Origin of the sequence: Streptomyces sp. NPDC088915 (assembly GCF_044749825.1) — a bacterium.
Taxonomy (GTDB): domain Bacteria; phylum Actinomycetota; class Actinomycetes; order Streptomycetales; family Streptomycetaceae; genus Streptomyces.
The window spans coordinates 162,289-179,542 of the sequence record NZ_JBIVIR010000018.1 but is presented as its reverse complement, the minus strand read 5'-3'; the positions used below and the strand labels follow the sequence as shown (position 1 = coordinate 179,542).

General features: G+C 74.6%; 19 protein-coding genes. 12 read left to right on the top strand and 7 right to left on the bottom strand.

All coding sequences use genetic code 11. The features are described from left to right. The first annotated feature begins 23 nt into the window (after nucleotides 1-23). The 3 genes from mshB (at nucleotide 24) to ACIP5O_RS29740 (ending at nucleotide 3,800) form a co-directional block, all read left to right on the top strand. Entirely contained in the window at nucleotides 24-914 is an 891-nt protein-coding gene (mshB, locus tag ACIP5O_RS29750; RefSeq protein ID WP_401298629.1) for an N-acetyl-1-D-myo-inositol-2-amino-2-deoxy-alpha-D-glucopyranoside deacetylase, read from the top strand. Then, nucleotides 911-1,393: a DUF6113 family protein gene (locus ACIP5O_RS29745; RefSeq protein WP_401298626.1), complete on the top strand. Its 483-nt coding sequence runs from the start codon at nucleotides 911-913 to the stop codon at nucleotides 1,391-1,393. Before mshB ends, ACIP5O_RS29745 begins: the two co-directional genes overlap by 4 nt. Nucleotides 1,394-2,198: 805 nt before the next feature. After that, nucleotides 2,199-3,800, top strand: a complete 1,602-nt coding sequence (locus tag ACIP5O_RS29740; protein ID WP_401298733.1) for a hypothetical protein — start codon at nucleotides 2,199-2,201, stop codon at nucleotides 3,798-3,800. Nucleotides 3,801-3,867: 67 nt separating this feature from the next. Here the strand turns inward: ACIP5O_RS29740 and ACIP5O_RS29735 are convergent, their stop codons facing one another. Together ACIP5O_RS29735 and ACIP5O_RS29730 are read right to left on the bottom strand one after the other, a co-directional pair. Continuing rightward, entirely contained in the window at nucleotides 3,868-4,737 is an 870-nt protein-coding gene (locus ACIP5O_RS29735; protein WP_401298623.1) for a tetratricopeptide repeat protein, read from the bottom strand. Then, nucleotides 4,722-5,723 (bottom strand): GNAT family N-acetyltransferase, encoded by a 1,002-nt coding sequence (locus ACIP5O_RS29730; RefSeq protein WP_401298620.1) that lies wholly within the window; start codon nucleotides 5,721-5,723, stop codon nucleotides 4,722-4,724. Before ACIP5O_RS29730 ends, ACIP5O_RS29735 begins: the two co-directional genes overlap by 16 nt. A gap of 112 nt (nucleotides 5,724-5,835) precedes the next feature. Here ACIP5O_RS29730 and fdxA point away from each other — a divergent pair, with 112 nt between their 5' ends. After that, nucleotides 5,836-6,156 (top strand): ferredoxin, encoded by a 321-nt coding sequence (gene fdxA, locus ACIP5O_RS29725; RefSeq protein ID WP_015035968.1) that lies wholly within the window; start codon nucleotides 5,836-5,838, stop codon nucleotides 6,154-6,156. A gap of 117 nt (nucleotides 6,157-6,273) precedes the next feature. Next, complete coding sequence (gene dapC, locus ACIP5O_RS29720; protein WP_401298615.1) at nucleotides 6,274-7,368, top strand: succinyldiaminopimelate transaminase; 1,095 nt, start codon at nucleotides 6,274-6,276, stop codon at nucleotides 7,366-7,368. A gap of 72 nt (nucleotides 7,369-7,440) precedes the next feature. Here the strand turns inward: dapC and ACIP5O_RS29715 are convergent, their stop codons facing one another. After that, entirely contained in the window at nucleotides 7,441-7,848 is a 408-nt protein-coding gene (locus ACIP5O_RS29715) for an ATP-binding protein (RefSeq protein WP_356542417.1), read from the bottom strand. Between the two features lie 409 nt (nucleotides 7,849-8,257). Next, a complete protein-coding gene (locus ACIP5O_RS29710) occupies nucleotides 8,258-9,190 on the bottom strand; it encodes a hypothetical protein (protein WP_401298612.1) in 933 nt (310 codons plus the stop codon). A gap of 29 nt (nucleotides 9,191-9,219) precedes the next feature. On the opposite strand from ACIP5O_RS29710, the gene dapE reads away from it, so the two are divergent. Next, nucleotides 9,220-10,323, top strand: coding sequence for a succinyl-diaminopimelate desuccinylase (dapE, locus tag ACIP5O_RS29705; protein ID WP_356542420.1), 1,104 nt, complete (start codon nucleotides 9,220-9,222; stop codon nucleotides 10,321-10,323). A gap of 96 nt (nucleotides 10,324-10,419) precedes the next feature. Beyond that, entirely contained in the window at nucleotides 10,420-11,169 is a 750-nt protein-coding gene (locus tag ACIP5O_RS29700) for a TIGR00730 family Rossman fold protein (protein ID WP_401298609.1), read from the top strand. A 50-nt stretch (nucleotides 11,170-11,219) separates the two neighbouring features. Here the strand turns inward: ACIP5O_RS29700 and folP are convergent, their stop codons facing one another. Next, entirely contained in the window at nucleotides 11,220-12,080 is an 861-nt protein-coding gene (gene folP / locus ACIP5O_RS29695; protein WP_401298606.1) for a dihydropteroate synthase, read from the bottom strand. Between the two features lie 103 nt (nucleotides 12,081-12,183). On the opposite strand from folP, the gene ACIP5O_RS29690 reads away from it, so the two are divergent. Next, on the top strand, nucleotides 12,184-12,603 hold the full coding sequence (locus ACIP5O_RS29690) for a hypothetical protein (RefSeq protein WP_401298603.1): 420 nt from the start codon (nucleotides 12,184-12,186) through the stop codon (nucleotides 12,601-12,603). Further along, the gene (locus tag ACIP5O_RS29685) at nucleotides 12,600-13,226 is read left to right on the top strand and encodes a DNA-3-methyladenine glycosylase I (protein WP_401298600.1); all 627 of its coding nucleotides are present in this window, start codon (nucleotides 12,600-12,602) and stop codon (nucleotides 13,224-13,226) included. The genes ACIP5O_RS29690 and ACIP5O_RS29685 overlap by 4 nt, the downstream gene beginning before the upstream one ends. Here ACIP5O_RS29685 and ACIP5O_RS29680 read toward each other — a convergent pair. Further along, nucleotides 13,223-14,026 (bottom strand): enoyl-CoA hydratase/isomerase family protein, encoded by an 804-nt coding sequence (locus tag ACIP5O_RS29680; RefSeq protein ID WP_401298597.1) that lies wholly within the window; start codon nucleotides 14,024-14,026, stop codon nucleotides 13,223-13,225. The two genes, ACIP5O_RS29685 and ACIP5O_RS29680, sit on opposite strands and share 4 nt — an antisense overlap. A gap of 311 nt (nucleotides 14,027-14,337) precedes the next feature. On the opposite strand from ACIP5O_RS29680, the gene ACIP5O_RS29675 reads away from it, so the two are divergent. Then, nucleotides 14,338-14,505, top strand: a complete 168-nt coding sequence (locus ACIP5O_RS29675) for a DUF3117 domain-containing protein (protein ID WP_009997451.1) — start codon at nucleotides 14,338-14,340, stop codon at nucleotides 14,503-14,505. A gap of 151 nt (nucleotides 14,506-14,656) precedes the next feature. Here ACIP5O_RS29675 and ACIP5O_RS29670 read toward each other — a convergent pair whose 3' ends face one another. Then, complete coding sequence (locus tag ACIP5O_RS29670; RefSeq protein ID WP_401298592.1) at nucleotides 14,657-15,322, bottom strand: O-methyltransferase; 666 nt, start codon at nucleotides 15,320-15,322, stop codon at nucleotides 14,657-14,659. Between the two features lie 141 nt (nucleotides 15,323-15,463). On the opposite strand from ACIP5O_RS29670, the gene sigE reads away from it, so the two are divergent. Together sigE and ACIP5O_RS29660 are read left to right on the top strand one after the other, a co-directional pair. Continuing rightward, complete coding sequence (gene sigE, locus ACIP5O_RS29665; protein WP_125657747.1) at nucleotides 15,464-16,222, top strand: RNA polymerase sigma factor SigE; 759 nt, start codon at nucleotides 15,464-15,466, stop codon at nucleotides 16,220-16,222. After that, the gene (locus tag ACIP5O_RS29660) at nucleotides 16,219-17,181 is read left to right on the top strand and encodes an anti-sigma factor family protein (RefSeq protein WP_401298588.1); all 963 of its coding nucleotides are present in this window, start codon (nucleotides 16,219-16,221) and stop codon (nucleotides 17,179-17,181) included. The genes sigE and ACIP5O_RS29660 overlap by 4 nt, the downstream gene beginning before the upstream one ends. The last annotated feature ends 73 nt before the right edge of the window (nucleotides 17,182-17,254 follow it).

The window sequence follows — 17,254 nt, the reverse complement described above, 5'->3', positions numbered from 1 at the left end:
CCGGGGTCTCGTAGGGTGGGGGCATGTCCGATCTCCCCGCCCGTCGGCTGCTCCTCGTGCACGCGCACCCGGACGACGAGTCGATCAACAACGGCGTCACCATGGCCAGGTACGCGGCCGAGGGCGCCCTCGTCACCCTCGTCACCTGCACGCTCGGCGAGGAGGGCGAGGTCATCCCGCCCGGCCTGGCCCACCTGGCCCCGGACCGCGAGGACCGGCTCGGCCCGCACCGCGTCGGCGAACTCGCCGCCGCGATGGCCGAGCTGGGCGTCACCGACCACCGCTTCCTCGGCGGCCCGGGGCGCTTCCGCGACTCGGGGATGATGGGCGTCGAGCAGAACGGGCGGGAAGGCGCCTTCTGGAACACGGACGTCGACACCGCCGCCCCGTACCTCGTCGAGGTGATCCGCGAGACCCGCCCGCAGGTCCTGGTCACCTACGACCCCGACGGCGGCTACGGCCACCCCGACCACATCCAGGCCCACCGGGTCGCCACCCGCGCCGCCGAACTGGCTGCGGAGCCGGGCTTCCGCCCCGACCTCGGCCCGGCCCACACGATCGCCAAGATCTACTGGAACCGCGTCCCGCGCCCCGTCGCCGAGGCCGGCTTCGCCCGGCTGCGCGCCGAGGGCTCCGCCTTCCCGGCGGCCGCGGAGGTCGACGACGTCCCCGGGGTCGTCGACGAGGACCGGATCACCGCCGAGATCGCCGCGACCCCGGAGCAGGCGGCCCGCAAGAGCGCCGCGATGGCCGCGCACGCCACCCAAGTCGCGGTCGACGGGCCCTTCTTCGCCCTCTCCAACGACCTGGGGCAGCCGCTCCTCACCACCGAGTACTACGAGCTGGTCCGGGGCGTCCCCGGCGCCCCCGAGGGCGAGCGCGAGACGGACCTCTTCGCGGGGGTGACCGCGTGAGCCCCTCCCGGCCGAACCCGCCCCGGCGCGAACGCGCGTCTTCCGGCTCCGGGGCGCCCGGTCCCTCGCGGTCCGGCTCCGGGGCGTCCGGGTCCTCGCGGTCCGGTTCCGGGTCCGACGGCTTCCCCGCCTCCCGCAACGTCCGTTACGTCTGGTACGCCCTCCTGCTCGTCCTCGGCGCCCTCGTCGGGGCCGCCGGGTCCCTCGTCCAGGCCGCCTGGCTCCCCGCCGGCCTGCTCCTCGCGCTCCTCGCCACCGCGGGCCTCTTCTACGGCGGCCTGCGCGCCACCGGCACCCAGGTCGGCGTGGCCGCGGCGGGCGGCGGCTGGCTCCTCGCCGTCGTCCTGCTCAGCTTCGGACGCCCCGAGGGCGACGGGGTGTTCGGCGGGGGCGTCGGCGAGCTGCTCTTCCTCTTCGGGGGCATGGGTGTCGCTGTGATGTGCGCCACGCTGTCCCGGCTGCCGCGTCCGACCCGTTGAACAGGAGGACTTGAGGTCGGGGACGTCCCGACTTCGGCCGGATTGCCCGTCGTCGGGGGCCCGGGGGTCGGGTGCGCGACGGCGGCGGCCAGTATGGTGGTGCGCGCCGCCGAACCGCCCGGGTCACACGAGCACCAGCAAGAGCGGGCGGTGGAGCCAACCGGGAGATCCTGCTTTGAGTCGTGAAACTGGTCGAGAGACTGACAGTCCGTCCTCCGGCGCCCAGGGGCGCGGTGGAGCCGCATACCCCTCGGGCACCCCGCCGTACGGTTCCCGCCAGTATCCGTCGCTCCACCCCACGCAGGACGCGCCGGAGGAGACCGCCGCGTCCGCGCCGCCGGAGGAGCCCAAGACCGAGACGACGCTGACCACCCGGATCCGGATCAACATCCCGGGTTCGCGTCCGATCCCGCCGGTCGTGGTCCGCAAGACGGTCAACGAGGCGCCCGCCCCCGAGGCCGAGCCGGAGCCCGCCCCCGCCGTGGAGCCGGAGCCCGAGCCGGTGGCGGCCCCGGAGCCGCCCGGGGCCGAGGAGGCCGCTCCGAAGGCGAAGGAGACGAGCGACTGGTTCGCGCCGCGCAAAGCCGCGGCTCCCGCGCCCGCTCCCGCGCCGTCCCCGGCCCCCGCTCCGGGGCCGAAGCGGACGGCGCCTGGCCCGGACGCCCCGGGCACGGGCTTCGCGGGCTCCGCGACCTCGGGCGTCCCGACGGTCGGCGGCACCCCGTCGAGCCGCCCGGTCGCCCCGGCCGGCCCCGTCCCGGGCAACCCGCTGTACGAGACCGGCACGCCGGCGGGCGGCACGCCCATGTACGACGGCACCCCGGCGGGCGGTGTCCCGCAGTACGACGGGACGCCCTCCGGCGGTGTTCCGCGGTACGACGGCACCCCGGCGGGAGGTGTTCCGCGGTACGACGGGACCCCGGCGGGCGGCACGCCGACGTACGAGGGGACGCCCGCCGCCGACACCCCGGTGTACGACGGCACCCCGGCCGGCGGCACCCCCGTCCACCGGGGTCCGGCGGCGCCGACCGGTCCGACCACCGGCCCGGCCAGCGGCACCGCCTCGCTCGGCGGCCCCGGCGGGCCCGTCGGCGCGGGCCAGGGCCCCTTCCCGGGCCAGGGACGGATCCAGGGCCAGGGACAGGGCCAGGCACAGGGACGGACGCAGGGCCGGGGACAGGCCCCGGGCGCCGGCTCCCCGTTCCCCGGCGGAGCCCCCCGCATGTCCGACGACACCGCGATCCTGACGCCCCAGCAGCCCGCCCCGGCGCCCGGCCAGGGCGCTCCGGCGGGCGCGGGCCACGTCTCCGGCGACACGCTCACCAGCGGCATCCCCGTGGTCCCGCCGGCGGCGGCCCGCCCGAACCTCACCCCGCGCATCGAGGAGCGACCGGCCCCGGCCCCCGCTCCCGCCCCGGCCGCGCGCCAGGCCCCTCCGGCCGGCCGGGCCCCGGCGAAGAAGGGCCGCTCCAAGCTGGTCCTCGTCGGCGCCGGGCTCGTCGGCCTGCTCGGCGTCGCCTACGGCGCGGGGCTGCTCCTCAACCACTCCGACGTCCCCAAGGGCACCACGGTGCTCGGCGTGGACATCGGCGGCGGCACTAAGGAGGAGGGCGTCAACAAGCTGGAGGCGGCGCTCGGCAAGCGCGCCCACGCCCCGCTCCAGCTCTCCGTCGGCGGCAAGAAGGTCGAGCTCTCCCCGGACAAGGCCGGTCTGTCCCTCGACAGCCAGGAGACCGTCCGGGGCGCCGCCGGCAGCGACTACAACCCCGTCTCGGTCATCGGCTCCCTCTTCGGCGGCGAGCGGGTCGCCAAGCCGGTCTTCCCGGTCGACGAGGAGAAGCTGGCCGTCGCCCTGACCGACCTGGCGGGCGCCTCCGGCTCCGCCACCGAGGGCACGATCCTCTTCTCGCCGAACAAGGTGACCCCGGTCGAGGGCAAGCCCGGCAAGGGCCTGGACGTCCGGCGCTCGATCTACTCGGTCCGCGACGCCTTCCGCGCCCAGGTCGAGACGGGGCAGGCCAAGGTGGTCGAGCTGCCCGTCACGTCCCGCGAGCCGACGGTGACCAAGGCCGAGCTGGACCGGGCGATGAAGGAGTTCGCGGAGCCCGCGATGTCCGACCGGATCACGATCAGGGCGGGCGGCAAGGAGATCCAGTTCGGTCCGGCGCGGTCGCTGCCGCAGATCCTCTCCATGAAGGCCGTCGACGGCCGGCTGGTCGAGGTCTACGACAAGAAGGCGATCGAGCGGCTCCTGGACGGCGCCTTCGACGGCCTCACGATCACCAAGGGCGACGGCACCAAGCACGAGGTCTCCGCCGATGACGTGGCCTTCGTGATGCGCGACGCGCTCCTGGGCAAGACGCCCGCCGAGCGCACGAAGACGATCGACCTGTCCGGCGAGGGCTGACGGTCCGCGCGAACGGCGGCGGGGGCGGGTGGGAGACCACCCGCCCCCGCCGCCGTTCCGGGCCGGGCTAGTTCAACCGGGCCCGCGCCGCGAGGGCCCGCCGCCGGATGGTGGTCGCCGCCTCCGGGTCCACCGCGTCCATCACCTGCGCGTACGCCTCCATCTCCACCGCGCCCGTCAGGAACTGCCCGCGCCGGACGAGCAGCTCGGCGCGCTCGTAGCGGAGCTTCGCCGGGTGGGAGGGGAGGAGCAGGGCGAGCTCCACCGCCCACAGGGCGACGCCGGAGCGCTCCGGGCGGGAGGACGCCCAGGCGCGGATGTTGTTGAGGACGCGCAGCACGATCGCGCCGGGCTCGGCCGGCCGGAGCATCGAGCGGTCGAGCGCCTCGCCGGTCGCGCTCGCCACCAGGAGTTCGGCGTCCGCGCCCGTCATGGCGCGCCCGCCCGCGAACGGGTCCGCGAGGTCCAGGTCGGCCGGGTCGCCGAAGCCGACGACGAAGTGGCCGGGCAGCCCGAGCCCGTACACGGGCGCCCCGGCCCGGCGGGCGACCTCCATCCAGACGACCGAGAGCAGGATCGGCAGCCCGCGGCGGCGCCGGAGCACCTCGTGGAGCAGCGAGGACTCCAGGCGCTGGTAGTCGGCGGGCACGCCCTCGAACCCCTCGCGGCGGCCGAGGAGCGCGGCGAGCGCGGCGGCCCAGTCGCCCGTGCGGCGGGTGGCGTACGGGACGAGCCCGGCGAGCCGGTCGAGCTCGATCTCGGCCGCGTCGAGGTCGTGCCGGGTGACGGAGGGGTCGGCCACGGCCCCGATGAGCAGACAGAGCCGCGCGAGGTCGGGCCGCTCGGCCCGCGCCTCCTCCGCGAACTCCCGCCGCCAGTCGGGCGGCCCGTCCGCCGGGTCGTCGTGGGGGCCTTCCTCCGTCACGCCTCCGCCCATCGGTAGTGGTGGTAGTGGTGGTGGGGCGCGAAGCCCATCCCGTCGTACAGCGCCCGCGCGCCGTCGTTGTCCGCCTCCACCTGGAGCCAGGCCGCCGACGCGCCCTCGTCGAGGGCCCGGCGGGCGAGCGCGGTCATCACGGACGTGGCCAGGCCCCGGCGCCGGAGGTCCGGGTCGACCTCGACGGCCAGGAAGCCGGCCCAGCGCCCGTCGACGACGCAGCGGCCGATGGCCGCCGGTGTCCCGTCCGTGCCCGCCACGGACGCGAACCACACGCTCGGACCGGAGGCGAGGACCTCCCGCACCGCCGGGCCCGGCTCCCCGAAGCGCCGGTAGCGGCGCAGCCACGCCTCGTCGACGGTGCGGGAGAGGCGGACGGCGGAGACGTCGGCGTCCAGGTCCCCGATCGGGGCGAGCGCCGCGATCCGCACCTCGGCGGACACCTCGCGCCGCCAGCCGAGCCGGTCGAGCTCGGCGCAGAGCAGCTCCTGGGTGCCCTCGGCGCCGGTCGCGGTCTGGACGTACGCGGGCAGCTTCCGGTCGGCGTACCACTCCCGTACGTACGCCAGCGCCCCGGCGACCGGGAGGCCCGGATCACCCAGGGGGAGCACGGAGTTGGCCCTGCGGGTGAATCCGTCGGAGGCCCGCAGCGTCCACTCCCCGAGCGCCTCGCTCTCGACCGGCCGCCACGCGCGCGCGGTGGCCCGCGCCAGCTCCGGGAAGGTGGCCGACGGGCCCCGTCGGCGGGCCGGCGCGGCGGGCACGACCTTGCCCGCGACCAGGGAGGATTCCGCGATCCGGACGGTCTCGCCACTCCTTCGTGCGATCAGCAGCACCCCGTCGTCCCAGGATGTGAGAACCCCGACCGCGTCGGTGAACATGCCGCCCGCCTCGCCCGAGTCGGTCACGTACCGAACGGAGACACGTTTTCCCACGTCAGCGCTGGTGACACGGATCTCAAGGCGTCCTCCGCCGGTGAATTCCACTGCTTCTCCACCCCTCCTGTTCGGATCGCCCCCGAGAACGGAGATACTAGGTGCGGGCATCGACGACGCCGCGCTCCCGCGCAGACCAGCCCTATCGAGGAGGAACGACAGCGTGACCTACGTCATCGCGCAGCCTTGTGTCGACGTCAAGGACAAGGCGTGCATCGAGGAGTGCCCCGTCGACTGCATCTACGAGGGCAAGAGGTCCTTGTACATCCACCCGGACGAATGCGTCGACTGCGGGGCCTGTGAGCCGGTCTGCCCGGTCGAGGCGATCTTCTACGAGGACGACACCCCGGAGGAGTGGAAGGACTACTACAAGGCGAACGTCGAGTTCTTCGACGAGCTCGGTTCGCCCGGTGGTGCCTCCAAGCTCGGCGAGATCGAGCGGGACCACCCCTTCATCGCCGCCCTGCCGCCGCAGAACGGCTGATCGACCGCATCCGGTCCCGTACGGCGTCCACCGCCGTGCGGGGCCGACGCGTTTCCCGAGACGGACGGTCCGAGTCCGTCAGTCCGTACGAACCGGTACGAGGAAGTGAGCCAACCCGTGAGCGCAGTCTCTTCGCGCCTCCCCGTCTTCCCCTGGGACAAGCTGGAGCCGTACAAGAAGACGGCCCTGGCGCACCCGGACGGGATCGTGGACCTGTCCGTCGGCACGCCCGTCGACCCGGTCCCCGCCGTGATCCAGGAGGCCCTGGTGGCGGCGGTGGACTCGCCGGGCTATCCCACCGTCTGGGGGACGCCGGAGCTGCGGGACGCCCTCACCGGCTGGTGCGAGCGGCGCCTCGGCGCGGTCGGCCTCGCCCACGAGAACGTCCTCCCGGTCGTCGGCTCCAAGGAGCTGGTGGCCTGGCTGCCGACGCAGCTGGGGCTCGGCGCGGGGGACCGGGTCGCCTTCCCGCGGCTCGCCTACCCGACGTACGAGGTCGGCGCGCGGCTCTGCGGCGCGGAGCCCGTGGTGTACGACGACCCCACCGAGCTGGACCCGGCCGGCCTGAAGCTGCTCTGGCTCAACTCCCCGTCCAACCCGACCGGGAAGGTCCTCGGCGAGGACGAGCTGACCCGGATCGTGGCCTGGGCGCGCGAGCACGGCGTCCTGGTCTTCTCCGACGAGTGCTACCTGGAGCTGGGCTGGGAGACCGACCCGGTCTCCGTCCTGCACCCGGACGTCAACGGCGGTTCGCACGAGGGGATCGTCGCCGTCCACTCGCTCTCCAAGCGCTCCAACCTGGCCGGTTACCGCGCCGCGTTCATCGCGGGCGACCCGGAGGTGCTGGGCGAGCTGCTCCAGATCCGCAAGCACGGCGGCATGATGACCGCGGCCCCGGTGCAGGCCGCGACCGTCGCGGCGCTCGGCGACGACGCGCACGTGGCCGAGCAGCGCGAGCGGTACGCGGCCCGGCGGACGGCGCTGCGGACGGTCCTGGAGGCCCACGGCTTCCGGATCGAGCACAGCGAGGCGAGCCTGTACCTGTGGGCGACCCGGGACGAGCCCTGCTGGGAGACGGTGGCGTACCTGGCGGAGAAGGGCGTCCTGGTGGCGCCCGGCGACTTCTACGGCGAGGCCGGGGAGCGGTTCGTGCGGGTGGCGTTCACGGCGACGGACGAGCGGGTCGAGGCGGCCGTCAAGCGCCTGGGCTGATCCGGACGGGGCACACGGAAGGGCCCGGGGAGCGAGGTGCTCCCCGGGCCCTTCCGGCGTTCCGCGCGGAGGTCAGCCGCCGAGGGGCAGGCCGCCCAGCGTCTGGCCGGTCGGCAGGCCGCCGAGGCCGCCGCCCAGGGCGCCGCCGGTCGGGCCCTCGGCGCTCTCGGCGGCCGCGCCGGCGGTCTTGCCGACGACCTTGCCCGCCGTGCTGCCGGCGGTGTCGCCGGCGACCTTCTCGGCGACCGGGGCGGCGGCCTCGCCGGCCTGGCCGACGACGCCGGAGGTGGACCGCGAGGCGCCGTCGAGGGTGCTGCCCGCTTCGGCGACGTCCACGGCGGTCAGGCTGCCGAGGGCGCCGGCCGGCGCGAGGCCGTGGTCGAGGGCGCTCGCGGAGCCGGCCGCACCGACCACGGGGGCTGCTCCGGCCGCGACGATGAGGGCGGCGCGGGCGATCCGACGGGTCAGGGGGAGGGACATGGTGCTCCTTCGACGAGGTGCGACGTGTGCGTTCGGACGCAGTGACAACCGGCCCCGGGGCGGGAGAGGTTGCGGCGGCCGGAGGTAAAGAATTGGCAAGGCGCCGGATGGTCGGGCGGGGAGGAAAATGGACGAACACGTCATTGCGCGGTCGCCCGGCGAACCGTCACTTCCCTTGCGGGAGAAGGGTATGGGGGGCCGGAGCCACCCCCGGGAAAGCCGCCACGAAACCCCGCCGAATTCTCCGCACCCCGCCCCGGCCCCGTACCCCGGCCGAGTGACCCCGGGAACGCCCGTACGCCCCGCTCCGACGACCGCGCGAGCCGCGCGGGGCCTCCCTCGCGACCGGCCGCGCCGCGCAGGACGCGTCCCGGCTCCGTCGGCCGGGGCCCGTCCGACGGACCGGGCCCTACTCCGCCAGCCGCACGCGGACGGAGTCGCCGCCCGCCGGGGTGCCCGAGGTCTTCGACCAGCCGCCGAGGGCCTCGCCCGCGCGCCAGACCCGGTCCCGGTAGGAGACCTCCGCGATGCGCAGGACCTCCGCACGGGCCACCGCCCACTGCGCCAGCTCCCAGCCGTGCCGCTCGTCCGCGCCGGGCCCCGCGCCCGCCACCGGGCGCACCGGCACCACGAGGACCGTCGGCCCCGTCGCCGACCGGCCCGCGCTCGGGCCGCCGGTCACCGCCGTCGGGGCCGCCCTCTCGCCGAAGGCCCGTATCAGCTCCGCGCGCACCCGCCGGGGATCGCCCGGCCGGCCCTTCTCCGGGTCCGCCGTGCAGGAGAGCCCGGCCGGCGTCCGGCCCGTCAGGGCCGCGGCGAGCAGCGCGGCGTCCGGCTCGTGCTTCGCGTACGCCTGCGGGAAGCCGCTCTTCTGCACCTTCTGCGCCGCCACCGTCAGCGGCAGCCGCGAGTACCCCGGGACCTTCTCCAGGCCCTCGTAGAACCTCCCCGCCGAGTACACCGGGTCCATGATCTGCGCCGGCGTCCCCCAGCCCATCGAGGGACGCTGCTGGAAGAGGCCGAGCGAGTCCCGGTCGCCGTGCCGGATGTTCCGCAGCGCCGACTCCTGGAGCGCCGTCGCGAGCGCGATCGTCACCGCCCGCTCCGGCAGCCCCCGGGTGGTGCCCACGGCCGAGATCGTCGCCGCGTTGGACGCCTGCTCCGGAGTGAACTCGTACCGGTGGTCGCCGCTGCCCACGGCGCACCGCGGAGTGCCCTTGCTCCCCGTCGTCTGGTGGAGGCCGACGTACGAGGCGAGGCCGATGAGCACGGCGAAGGCGACCCCGGAACGGGCGAGGCGGCCACGGCGGGCGGGACGGATGGGCTCGGACACGGGGCCCACCGTACTGGAGGCCGGGTTAGGGTCGGCACATGGCTGACATCACCCCGCTCGACGCCCCCCTCGACCTGTCCCTGGACGGCGCCGCGCTCACCGCCGCCCTCGTCGACTTCCCGTCCGTCAGCGGGACCGAGAAGCCGCTCGCCGACGCGATCGAGCGGGCCCTGCGCGCCCTGCCGCACCTCACCGTCGACCGGTACGGCAACAACGTCGTCGCCCGCACGACGCTCGGCCGCGGGGAGCGGGTCGTCCTCGCCGGGCACGTCGACACCGTCCCGATCGCGGACAACGTGCCCTCGCGCCTCGACGAGGACGGCGTCCTGTGGGGCTGCGGCACCTCCGACATGAAGTCCGGCGTCGCCGTCCAGCTCCGGATCGCCGCCACCGTCCCCGAGCCCAACCGCGACCTCACCTTCGTCTTCTACGACAACGAGGAGGTCGCCGCCGACCTCAACGGCCTCGGGAAGATCGCCGCCGCGCACCCCGAGTGGCTGGAGGGCGACTTCGCGGTCCTCCTCGAACCCTCCGACGGCCAGGTCGAGGGCGGCTGCCAGGGCACCCTCCGCGTCGTCCTGCACACGGCCGGCGAGCGCGCCCACTCCGCCCGCTCCTGGATGGGCTCCAACGCCGTCCACGCCGCCGCCCCCATCCTCGCCCGCCTCGCCGCGTACGAGCCGCGCAAGCCGGTCATCGACGGCCTGGAGTACCACGAGGGCCTCAACGCCGTGGCGATCGAGGGCGGCGTCGCCACCAACGTCATCCCCGACGCCTGCACGGTCACCGTCAACTACCGGTACGCGCCCGACCGCTCCCCGGCCGAGGCCCTGGCCCACGTCCGCGAGGTCTTCGCCGACTGCGACGTCGCCGAGCTCGTCGTCGACGACGAGAGCCCCGGCGCCCTGCCCGGCCTCTCCCACCCCGCCGCGGAGGCCTTCATGAAGGCCGTCGGCGGCAGCGCGCACCCCAAGTTCGGCTGGACCGACGTCTCCCGCTTCAGCGCCCTCGGCGTCCCCGCCGTCAACTACGGGCCCGGCGATCCCATGTACGCGCACAAGCGGGACGAGCACGTCGTCGTCGAGCGGATCCACCACTGCGAGGCCCGGCTCCGCGACTGGCTGACTGCCCGACTTCCGTAATTTCGCGTTTCGTCACCTGTGTCGTCCTACCCTGACCGGACCAGAAGATCAGTTGGCGGTCCACGGCGGACCGCCGATCGGCGGAGGGAGCAGGCCATGGGCATTCCCGAGGGAGTGGCGAAGCCCGAGGAGCAGCGTCAGGGCCCGGTGCTCAGGCGCAGGGACCAGGTCCAGCCGGGCACGGCGGACCAGCGGCTGCTCGACACCGAGGGCGACTCGGAATGGGTGCACACCGACCCCTGGCGGGTCATGCGCATCCAGTCCGAGTTCGTCGAGGGGTTCGGCGCCCTCGCCGAACTGCCGAACGCGATCAGCGTCTTCGGCTCGGCCCGCACGAAGCCGGACTCGCCCGAGTACGAGGCGGGCGTACGGATCGGCCGGGCGCTCGTCGAGGCCGGCTTCGCGGTCATCACGGGCGGCGGCCCCGGCGCCATGGAGGCGGCCAACAAGGGGGCCAGCGAGGCCAAGGGCGTCTCGGTCGGCCTCGGCATCGAGCTGCCCTTCGAACAGGGCCTCAACTCGTACGTCGACATCGGCATGAACTTCCGGTACTTCTTCGTCCGCAAGACGATGTTCGTGAAGTACGCCCAGGGATTCGTCGTCCTGCCCGGCGGCCTCGGCACCCTCGACGAGCTCTTCGAGGCGCTCACCCTGGTGCAGACCCGCAAGGTCACCCGCTTCCCGATCGTCCTGTTCGGGACGGAGTACTGGAAGGGCCTCGTCGACTGGCTGCGCGACGCGGTCGTCGCGGGCGGCAAGGCCGCGGAGCAGGACCTGCTGCTCTTCCACGTCACGGACGACGTGGAGGAGGCGGTCGCGCTGGTGAGCAAGGAGACCGGCAAGTAGGACCGGTCCGCTTCCGGGGGCGCCGCGGCGCGGCGCCCCCTCTCGCCGCCCTACGCCAGTCCGCGCCGCGCCACGGCCGGCGGGCGGTGGCCCGCGATGGACGCCACCATGTCCAGGACCTGCTTCGTCTCCGCGACCTCGTGCACCCGGTACACCCGCGCGCCCAGCCACGCGGAGACGGCCGTCGTCGCCAGGGTGCCGAGCAGCCGCTCCTGCACCGGGCGGTCGAGCGTCTCGCCCACGAAGTCCTTGTTCGACAGGGACACGAGCACCGGCCAGCCGGTCTCCGCCATCTCGCCGAGCCGCCGGGTCGCCTCCAGGCTGTGCCGGGTGTTCTTCCCGAAGTCGTGCCCCGGGTCGATCATGATCCCGTCGCGGCGCACCCCCAGCGCGGCCGCCCGCTCCGCGAGGCCCACGGTCACCCGCAGCACGTCGGCCATCACGTCCTCGTACTCCACCCGGTGCGGCCGGGTCCGCGGCTCCGCGCCCCCCGCGTGGGTGCAGACGAGCCCCGCCCCGTACGCCGCCGCCACCTCCGCGAGCCGCGGGTCGACCCCGCCCCACGCGTCGTTCAGGACGTCCGCCCCGGCCTCGCAGACCGCCTCGCCGACGTCCGCCCGCCAGGTGTCCACGCTGATCACCACGTCCGGGTGGCGCCTGCGGACCTCGGCGACGAAACCGACCGTGCGCCGCGCCTCCTCCTCGGCCGTCACCTCCTCGCCGGGGCCCGCCTTCACCCCGCCGATGTCGACGATCGCCGCCCCCTCGGCCACGGCCTGCTCGACCCGGGCGAGCGCGGGCTCGTCCAGGAAGGTCGCGCCCCGGTCGTAGAAGGAGTCCGGGGTCCGGTTCACGATCGCCATGACCACCGGCTCGTGCGGCCCGAACTCACGCCGTCCCAAGCGCAGCATCCCTTGTGCCCTCCCTCGCATCCGTTCGCCTGCGACCCTAACCGTCGGTGACGCATGGCACGATCGGCACCGGACGGTTTCCACTCCGGGAAGAGGCACGCAGGTGTTCTGGTTTCTGCTCATCACGATGGTCGTGGTCGTCGCCGCGGTGACCCTGGCCGTGGTCGGCGGCGGTGAGAGCGAGGTGCTGCCCGAGGCGGCGCCCGAGCAGCTCGTCGACCCCCTGCCGACCGCCCGGCCGGTCGACCGCGCCGACGTCGAGGCGCTCCGCCTCCCGGTCGCCGCCCGGGGCTACCGGATGGCGGACGTGGACGACGTCCTGGTCCGCCTCGGCGCGGAGCTGGCCGAGCGGGACGCCCGGATCGCGGAACTGGAGGAGGCGCTCACGGGCGGGGGAGGGGGCGGGGGTACGGGCCCGGGCCCCGGCTTCGGCGCGGGCCCGGCCCTCGGCGCGGGTCCCGTTCCCGGCTCCGGTTCCGCCCCCGGCTCCGGTTCCGGTGACGCCGAGGACGACCGCCCGTGACCGCCGCGGGGACGCTCATCGGTCCGGACGGCCTCGCGCGCTGCCCCTGGGGCCTGTCGACCGAGGACTACGTGGCGTACCACGACGAGGAGTGGGGCCGCCCGGTCCACGGTGACGACGCGCTCTTCGAGCGCCTCTGCCTGGAGGCCTTCCAGTCGGGACTGTCCTGGATCACGATCCTGCGCCGCCGCGAGGGCTTCCGGCGCGCCTTCGCGGACTTCGGCATCGCCGCCGTCGCGGCCTTCGGCGACGCGGACCGCGAGCGGCTCCTCCTGGACGCGGGCATCATCCGCAACCGGGCCAAGATCGACGCCACCCTCGCCAACGCGAAGCTGCTCGCCGGCTGGGAGCCGGGCGAACTCGACGCCCTGATCTGGTCGCACGCCCCCGACCCGGCGACCCGTCCGGCCCCGCGCACCCTCGCCGACGTCCCGGCGGTCACCGACGAGTCCACGGCCCTCTCCAAGGCCCTCAAGAAGCGCGGCGTCCGCTTCGTCGGCCCCACCACGGCCTACGCCCTGATGCAGGCCTGCGGCCTGGTCGACGACCACCTCGCGGACTGCGCGGCCCGGGGCGGCGGCCTCGCCGTCACCCCGGGGAAGGCCCCGGCGGAGACCGTCTAGCGGCCCAGGTAGACCGGCTTCTCCTTGGCGACGAAGGCGCGGACCGCGATGGTGTGGTCCTCCGACGCGCCCGCCAGGGTCTGGAGCTCCTCCTCCTTGTCCAGGGCCTCGGAGAGCGAGTGGTCGGCGCCGTACGCGAGGGACTCCTTCAGGGCCGCGTACGCCACCGTCGGGCCGTCCGCGAGGGCGCGGGCCGTCTTCGCCGCCTCGGCGGCGAGGTCGGCGGCCGGGACCAGGCGGTTCGCGATGCCCAGCTCGTACGCCTCCCGCGCGCCGATCGAGCGCGGGAAGAGCAGCAGGTCGGAGGCGCGGCTCGCGCCGATCAGGCGCGGCAGCGTCCAGGACACGCCCGAGTCGGCGGTGAGCGCGACGCCCGCGAAGGAGGTGTTGAAGGAGGCCGTCTCCGCGACCACCCGGTAGTCCGCCGCCAGCGCGAAGCCGAAGCCGGCCCCCGCCGCGACGCCGTTCACGCCCGCGACCACCGGCTTCCGCATGCCGGCGAACGCCCGGACGATCGGGTTGTAGTGGTCGCGGACCGTGTTCATGGTGTCGCGCGTGCCGGACTCCTGGTCCGCCAGGAGCAGCCCCACGTGCTCCTTCAGGTCCTGTCCGACGCAGAACGCCCGGTCCCCGGCCGCCGTGAGCAGCACCGCCCGTACGGCGGGGTCCGACGCGGCCGTCTCCGCCGCGTCCCTGAGGGCGACCTTGGTCGCCACGTTCAGGGCGTTCATGGCCTCGGGCCGGTTGAGCGTGATGGTGGCGAGCCCGTCGCTCACCTCGTACAGCACCGTGTCGGCCATGGGTTTCCTCCGCCTCGTCGCGTGGTTGACCAGCACAGCATGGCGGAGATCACCCCCGCCGCACATGTGAGCTGCGTCAAAGAAAGGGGGCGGCCGACCGGACGCCGGGCGGCGAAGTATCGCAGGCCGATCGCCGAAATGTGGGGTTATGAGAGGGCGCGTTGCGCAAGCGATGCCATTCGATGTTGGTCATCGGGTCCTGCCATGCGGGATAATGACCTGGAAGCAATGTGTTCGAAGCCGGTGACGCGTGCTCCACACCAAGGAGCTGCCCGGTTGCCGATGGGCTGGTTTCAGGAAGGGGAACAAGCATGGCGGCCATGAAGCCGCGGACGGGTGACGGCCCGCTCGAGGTGACCAAGGAGGGGCGGGGCATCGTCATGCGCGTTCCGCTCGAAGGCGGCGGTCGGCTTGTCGTCGAGCTGACCCCCGACGAGGCCGAGGCGCTCGGCGATGCCCTCAAGAAGGTCGTCGGCTGACCCTCTCTCCAGGATTTCCACCGCCGCCCCGGTACGGTCCGCCGTGCCGGGGCGGCGGTGTCTCCGGGCCCGTACGGCTCCGGGGCCCGTACGGCCTCCGGGTCCGGCGGTCCCTCCGGCGGGGGTACGGTTCCGGTGTCGGCGCGGCCGGTCAGCCGCGGCGCACCGCGCACAGCAGGCCGTCGCCCACCGGCAGCAGCGAGGCCACCAGGTCCTGGCTCTCCCGCACCGTCCGCAGCAGCTCGCGGACCCGCTGGACCTCCGCCGGCTGCGCCGACGAGTCGATCGTGCGGCCGTCCGCGAAGACGCCCTCGAAGCAGACCAGACCCCCAGGTCGCAGCAGGCGCAACGATTCAGCGAGGTAGTCCAGGTACTCGAGCCGGTCGCCGTCGCAGAACACGAGGTCGTACCCGCCGTCCGCGAGCCGGGGCAGCACGTCCAGGGCGCGGCCGGGGATGAACCGGGCCCGGTTGCCCGCGAAGCCCGCCGCCCGGAAGGCCGTCTTGGCGAGCTGCTGCCGCTCCGGCTGGAGGTCCACCGTCGTCAGGACCCCGTCCGGCCGCATCCCGAGCAGCAGGTAGATGCCCGACACGCCCGTACCGGTGCCGATCTCCGCCACCGCCTTGGCGTCCGCCGTCGCGGCGAGCAGGCGCAGCGCCCCGCCGGTGCCCGGCGACACCGAGGGGAGCCCTGCCTCGTGGGCCCGCTCACGGGCCCAGCGCAGCGCTTCGTCCTCGGCGACAAAGGCGTCGGCGAACGCCCAGCTCGTCTGCCGGTTGGCGGTAATGGCCCTCTCCTGTCCCCGTAGTTGACGCAACGGTGACTGTATCCGCTGCCGACGGGAACCCGCAGATGGGACCGGGCGTTCACCAGGGGAGGGACGCGACGGGGACAGCCGGGCGAGCCGGTCCCAAATTCGCGTAAAGATTCTTATCCGGAACTAACGGGCGAGGTGGCTATGGTAGGGGCTCCACTGGACACCACCAGAGCCGACAGGGGAGGTGCGGCTGCGCCTGGGGATCGGGGAGGAGTGCTTCGGCGCCTTCTCAGGTCGGCGGGTGAGCCGAAATCCGTGACCGACACCGCTGACCGTTCCCGCACCGCGGACTCCGCACCCACCACGGCGACCTTCGCATCGGATGCGGAATCGCAGGCGTGGACCCCTCCCACCTGGGAGGAGATCGTCAGCACGCACAGTGGCCGGGTCTACCGCCTCGCCTACCGCCTCACGGGCAACCAGCACGACGCCGAGGACCTCACCCAGGAGGTCTTCGTCCGCGTCTTCCGCTCGCTGTCGACGTACACGCCGGGCACCTTCGAGGGCTGGCTCCACCGCATCACCACCAACCTCTTCCTCGACATGGTCCGCCGCAAGCAGCGCATCCGCTTCGACGCGCTCGCCGACGACGCCGCCGAGCGGCTCCCCAGCCGCGAGCCCTCGCCGCAGCAGGCGTTCAACGACACGCACTTCGACGCCGACGTGCAGCAGGCCCTCGACACCCTCGCGCCCGAGTTCCGCGCGGCCGTCGTCCTCTGCGACATCGAAGGACTGTCGTACGAGGAGATCGCCGCGACCCTCGGCGTGAAGCTCGGCACCGTCCGCAGCCGGATCCACCGCGGGCGCTCCCACCTCCGCAAGGCGCTCAAGCACCGCTCGCCCGAGGCCCGGGCGGAGCGTGCGCTCGCCTCCGTCGGATGGGAGGCGGGCACAGCGTGAGCGGCACACTCCCCACGTCACCGACCCCCGCGGAGCACCACCTCGGGGACCGGCTCGCCGCGCTCGTCGACGGCGAGCTGGGCCACGACGCCCGCGAGCGGGTCCTCGCCCACCTGGCGACCTGCGCCCGCTGCAAGGCCGAGGCCGACGCGCAGCGCACCCTCAAGAGCGTCTTCGCCTCCGCCGCGCCCCCACCGCCCTCCGAGGGCTTCCTCGCCCGCCTCCAGGGCCTTCCCGGAGGACCCGGCGATCCGTCGGGGGGTGCCGGGGGCTTCGGCGGCCCGGGCGGTCTCAGGGGCGGCTCCGACCTCAGGGGTTCCGGGGGCCCCAAAAGCCCCCTCGAGGAGCTCCTCGGCACCCGGGGGATGAAGTCGGACGGCTTCGCCACGGCGGCGGTCGTCACCCCGCACCCCGGGGGACCCGCCACGGGCTTCCGCATACACGAGGTCGGCGACCGCTCCCCGGGCTCCGGCGGACGCGGCCGGCGCTTCGCCTTCGCGGCGGCCAGCGCCGTCTCGTTCGCGGCCATCGCCCTCGGCGGCACGCTGCCGCTGGACGCGTCGGTGAGCGCGGCCGGGCGCGGCGCCCAGGGCACGGGCAGCGCGGTCACCCCGTTCCGCACCACCACCGCGGGCGGCGGCACGGGCACGCCCTTCGCCCGCGGCGCGCGCTCCGGCGAGCGCACGGGCGCCCAGGCGCTCGTCGCCGCCGAGCCGCTCGCCGCGATCACCCCGGCGGCGCTTCCGCAGGGTCCCGTGGCGGCCGCGGTCCCGTTGATGGCCGGGCACTCCTTCGTCTCGCCCCGGGTGGCCGTGGGCCTCTCGTACCCGTCTTCCCGTCCCCTACTCCCCCTCTCTCCGCTCGTGCGTCCGGCGGGTCCGGTCCCTCCGCCGGCCCTCGCTCCCGGGCCCGGTCCGGGACCGAGCCCGACGACCACGCCGCTCGGCTCCCCCCGTTGACCCGCGACCTGGTTGAATCCAGGGAGAGCGGCGTCCGACCCAGGGGCGCGGACGGGTCAGCGGTTGCGGGGAG

Bases quoted from the DNA above. Each gene is read 5' to 3' on its own strand.
- mshB (WP_401298629.1), top strand. From the start codon at position 24: ATGTCCGATCTCCCCGCCCGTCGGCTGCTCCTCGTGCACGCGCACCCG.
- ACIP5O_RS29740 (WP_401298733.1), top strand. From the start codon at position 2,199: ATGTACGACGGCACCCCGGCGGGCGGTGTCCCGCAGTACGACGGGACG.
- ACIP5O_RS29735 (WP_401298623.1), bottom strand. From the start codon at position 4,737: ATGGGCGGAGGCGTGACGGAGGAAGGCCCCCACGACGACCCGGCGGAC.
- ACIP5O_RS29715 (WP_356542417.1), bottom strand. From the start codon at position 7,848: ATGTCCCTCCCCCTGACCCGTCGGATCGCCCGCGCCGCCCTCATCGTC.
- dapE (WP_356542420.1), top strand. From the start codon at position 9,220: ATGGCTGACATCACCCCGCTCGACGCCCCCCTCGACCTGTCCCTGGAC.
- ACIP5O_RS29700 (WP_401298609.1), top strand. From the start codon at position 10,420: ATGGGCATTCCCGAGGGAGTGGCGAAGCCCGAGGAGCAGCGTCAGGGC.
- folP (WP_401298606.1), bottom strand. From the start codon at position 12,080: ATGCTGCGCTTGGGACGGCGTGAGTTCGGGCCGCACGAGCCGGTGGTC.
- ACIP5O_RS29680 (WP_401298597.1), bottom strand. From the start codon at position 14,026: ATGGCCGACACGGTGCTGTACGAGGTGAGCGACGGGCTCGCCACCATC.
- ACIP5O_RS29675 (WP_009997451.1), top strand. From the start codon at position 14,338: ATGGCGGCCATGAAGCCGCGGACGGGTGACGGCCCGCTCGAGGTGACC.
- sigE (WP_125657747.1), top strand. From the start codon at position 15,464: ATGGTAGGGGCTCCACTGGACACCACCAGAGCCGACAGGGGAGGTGCG.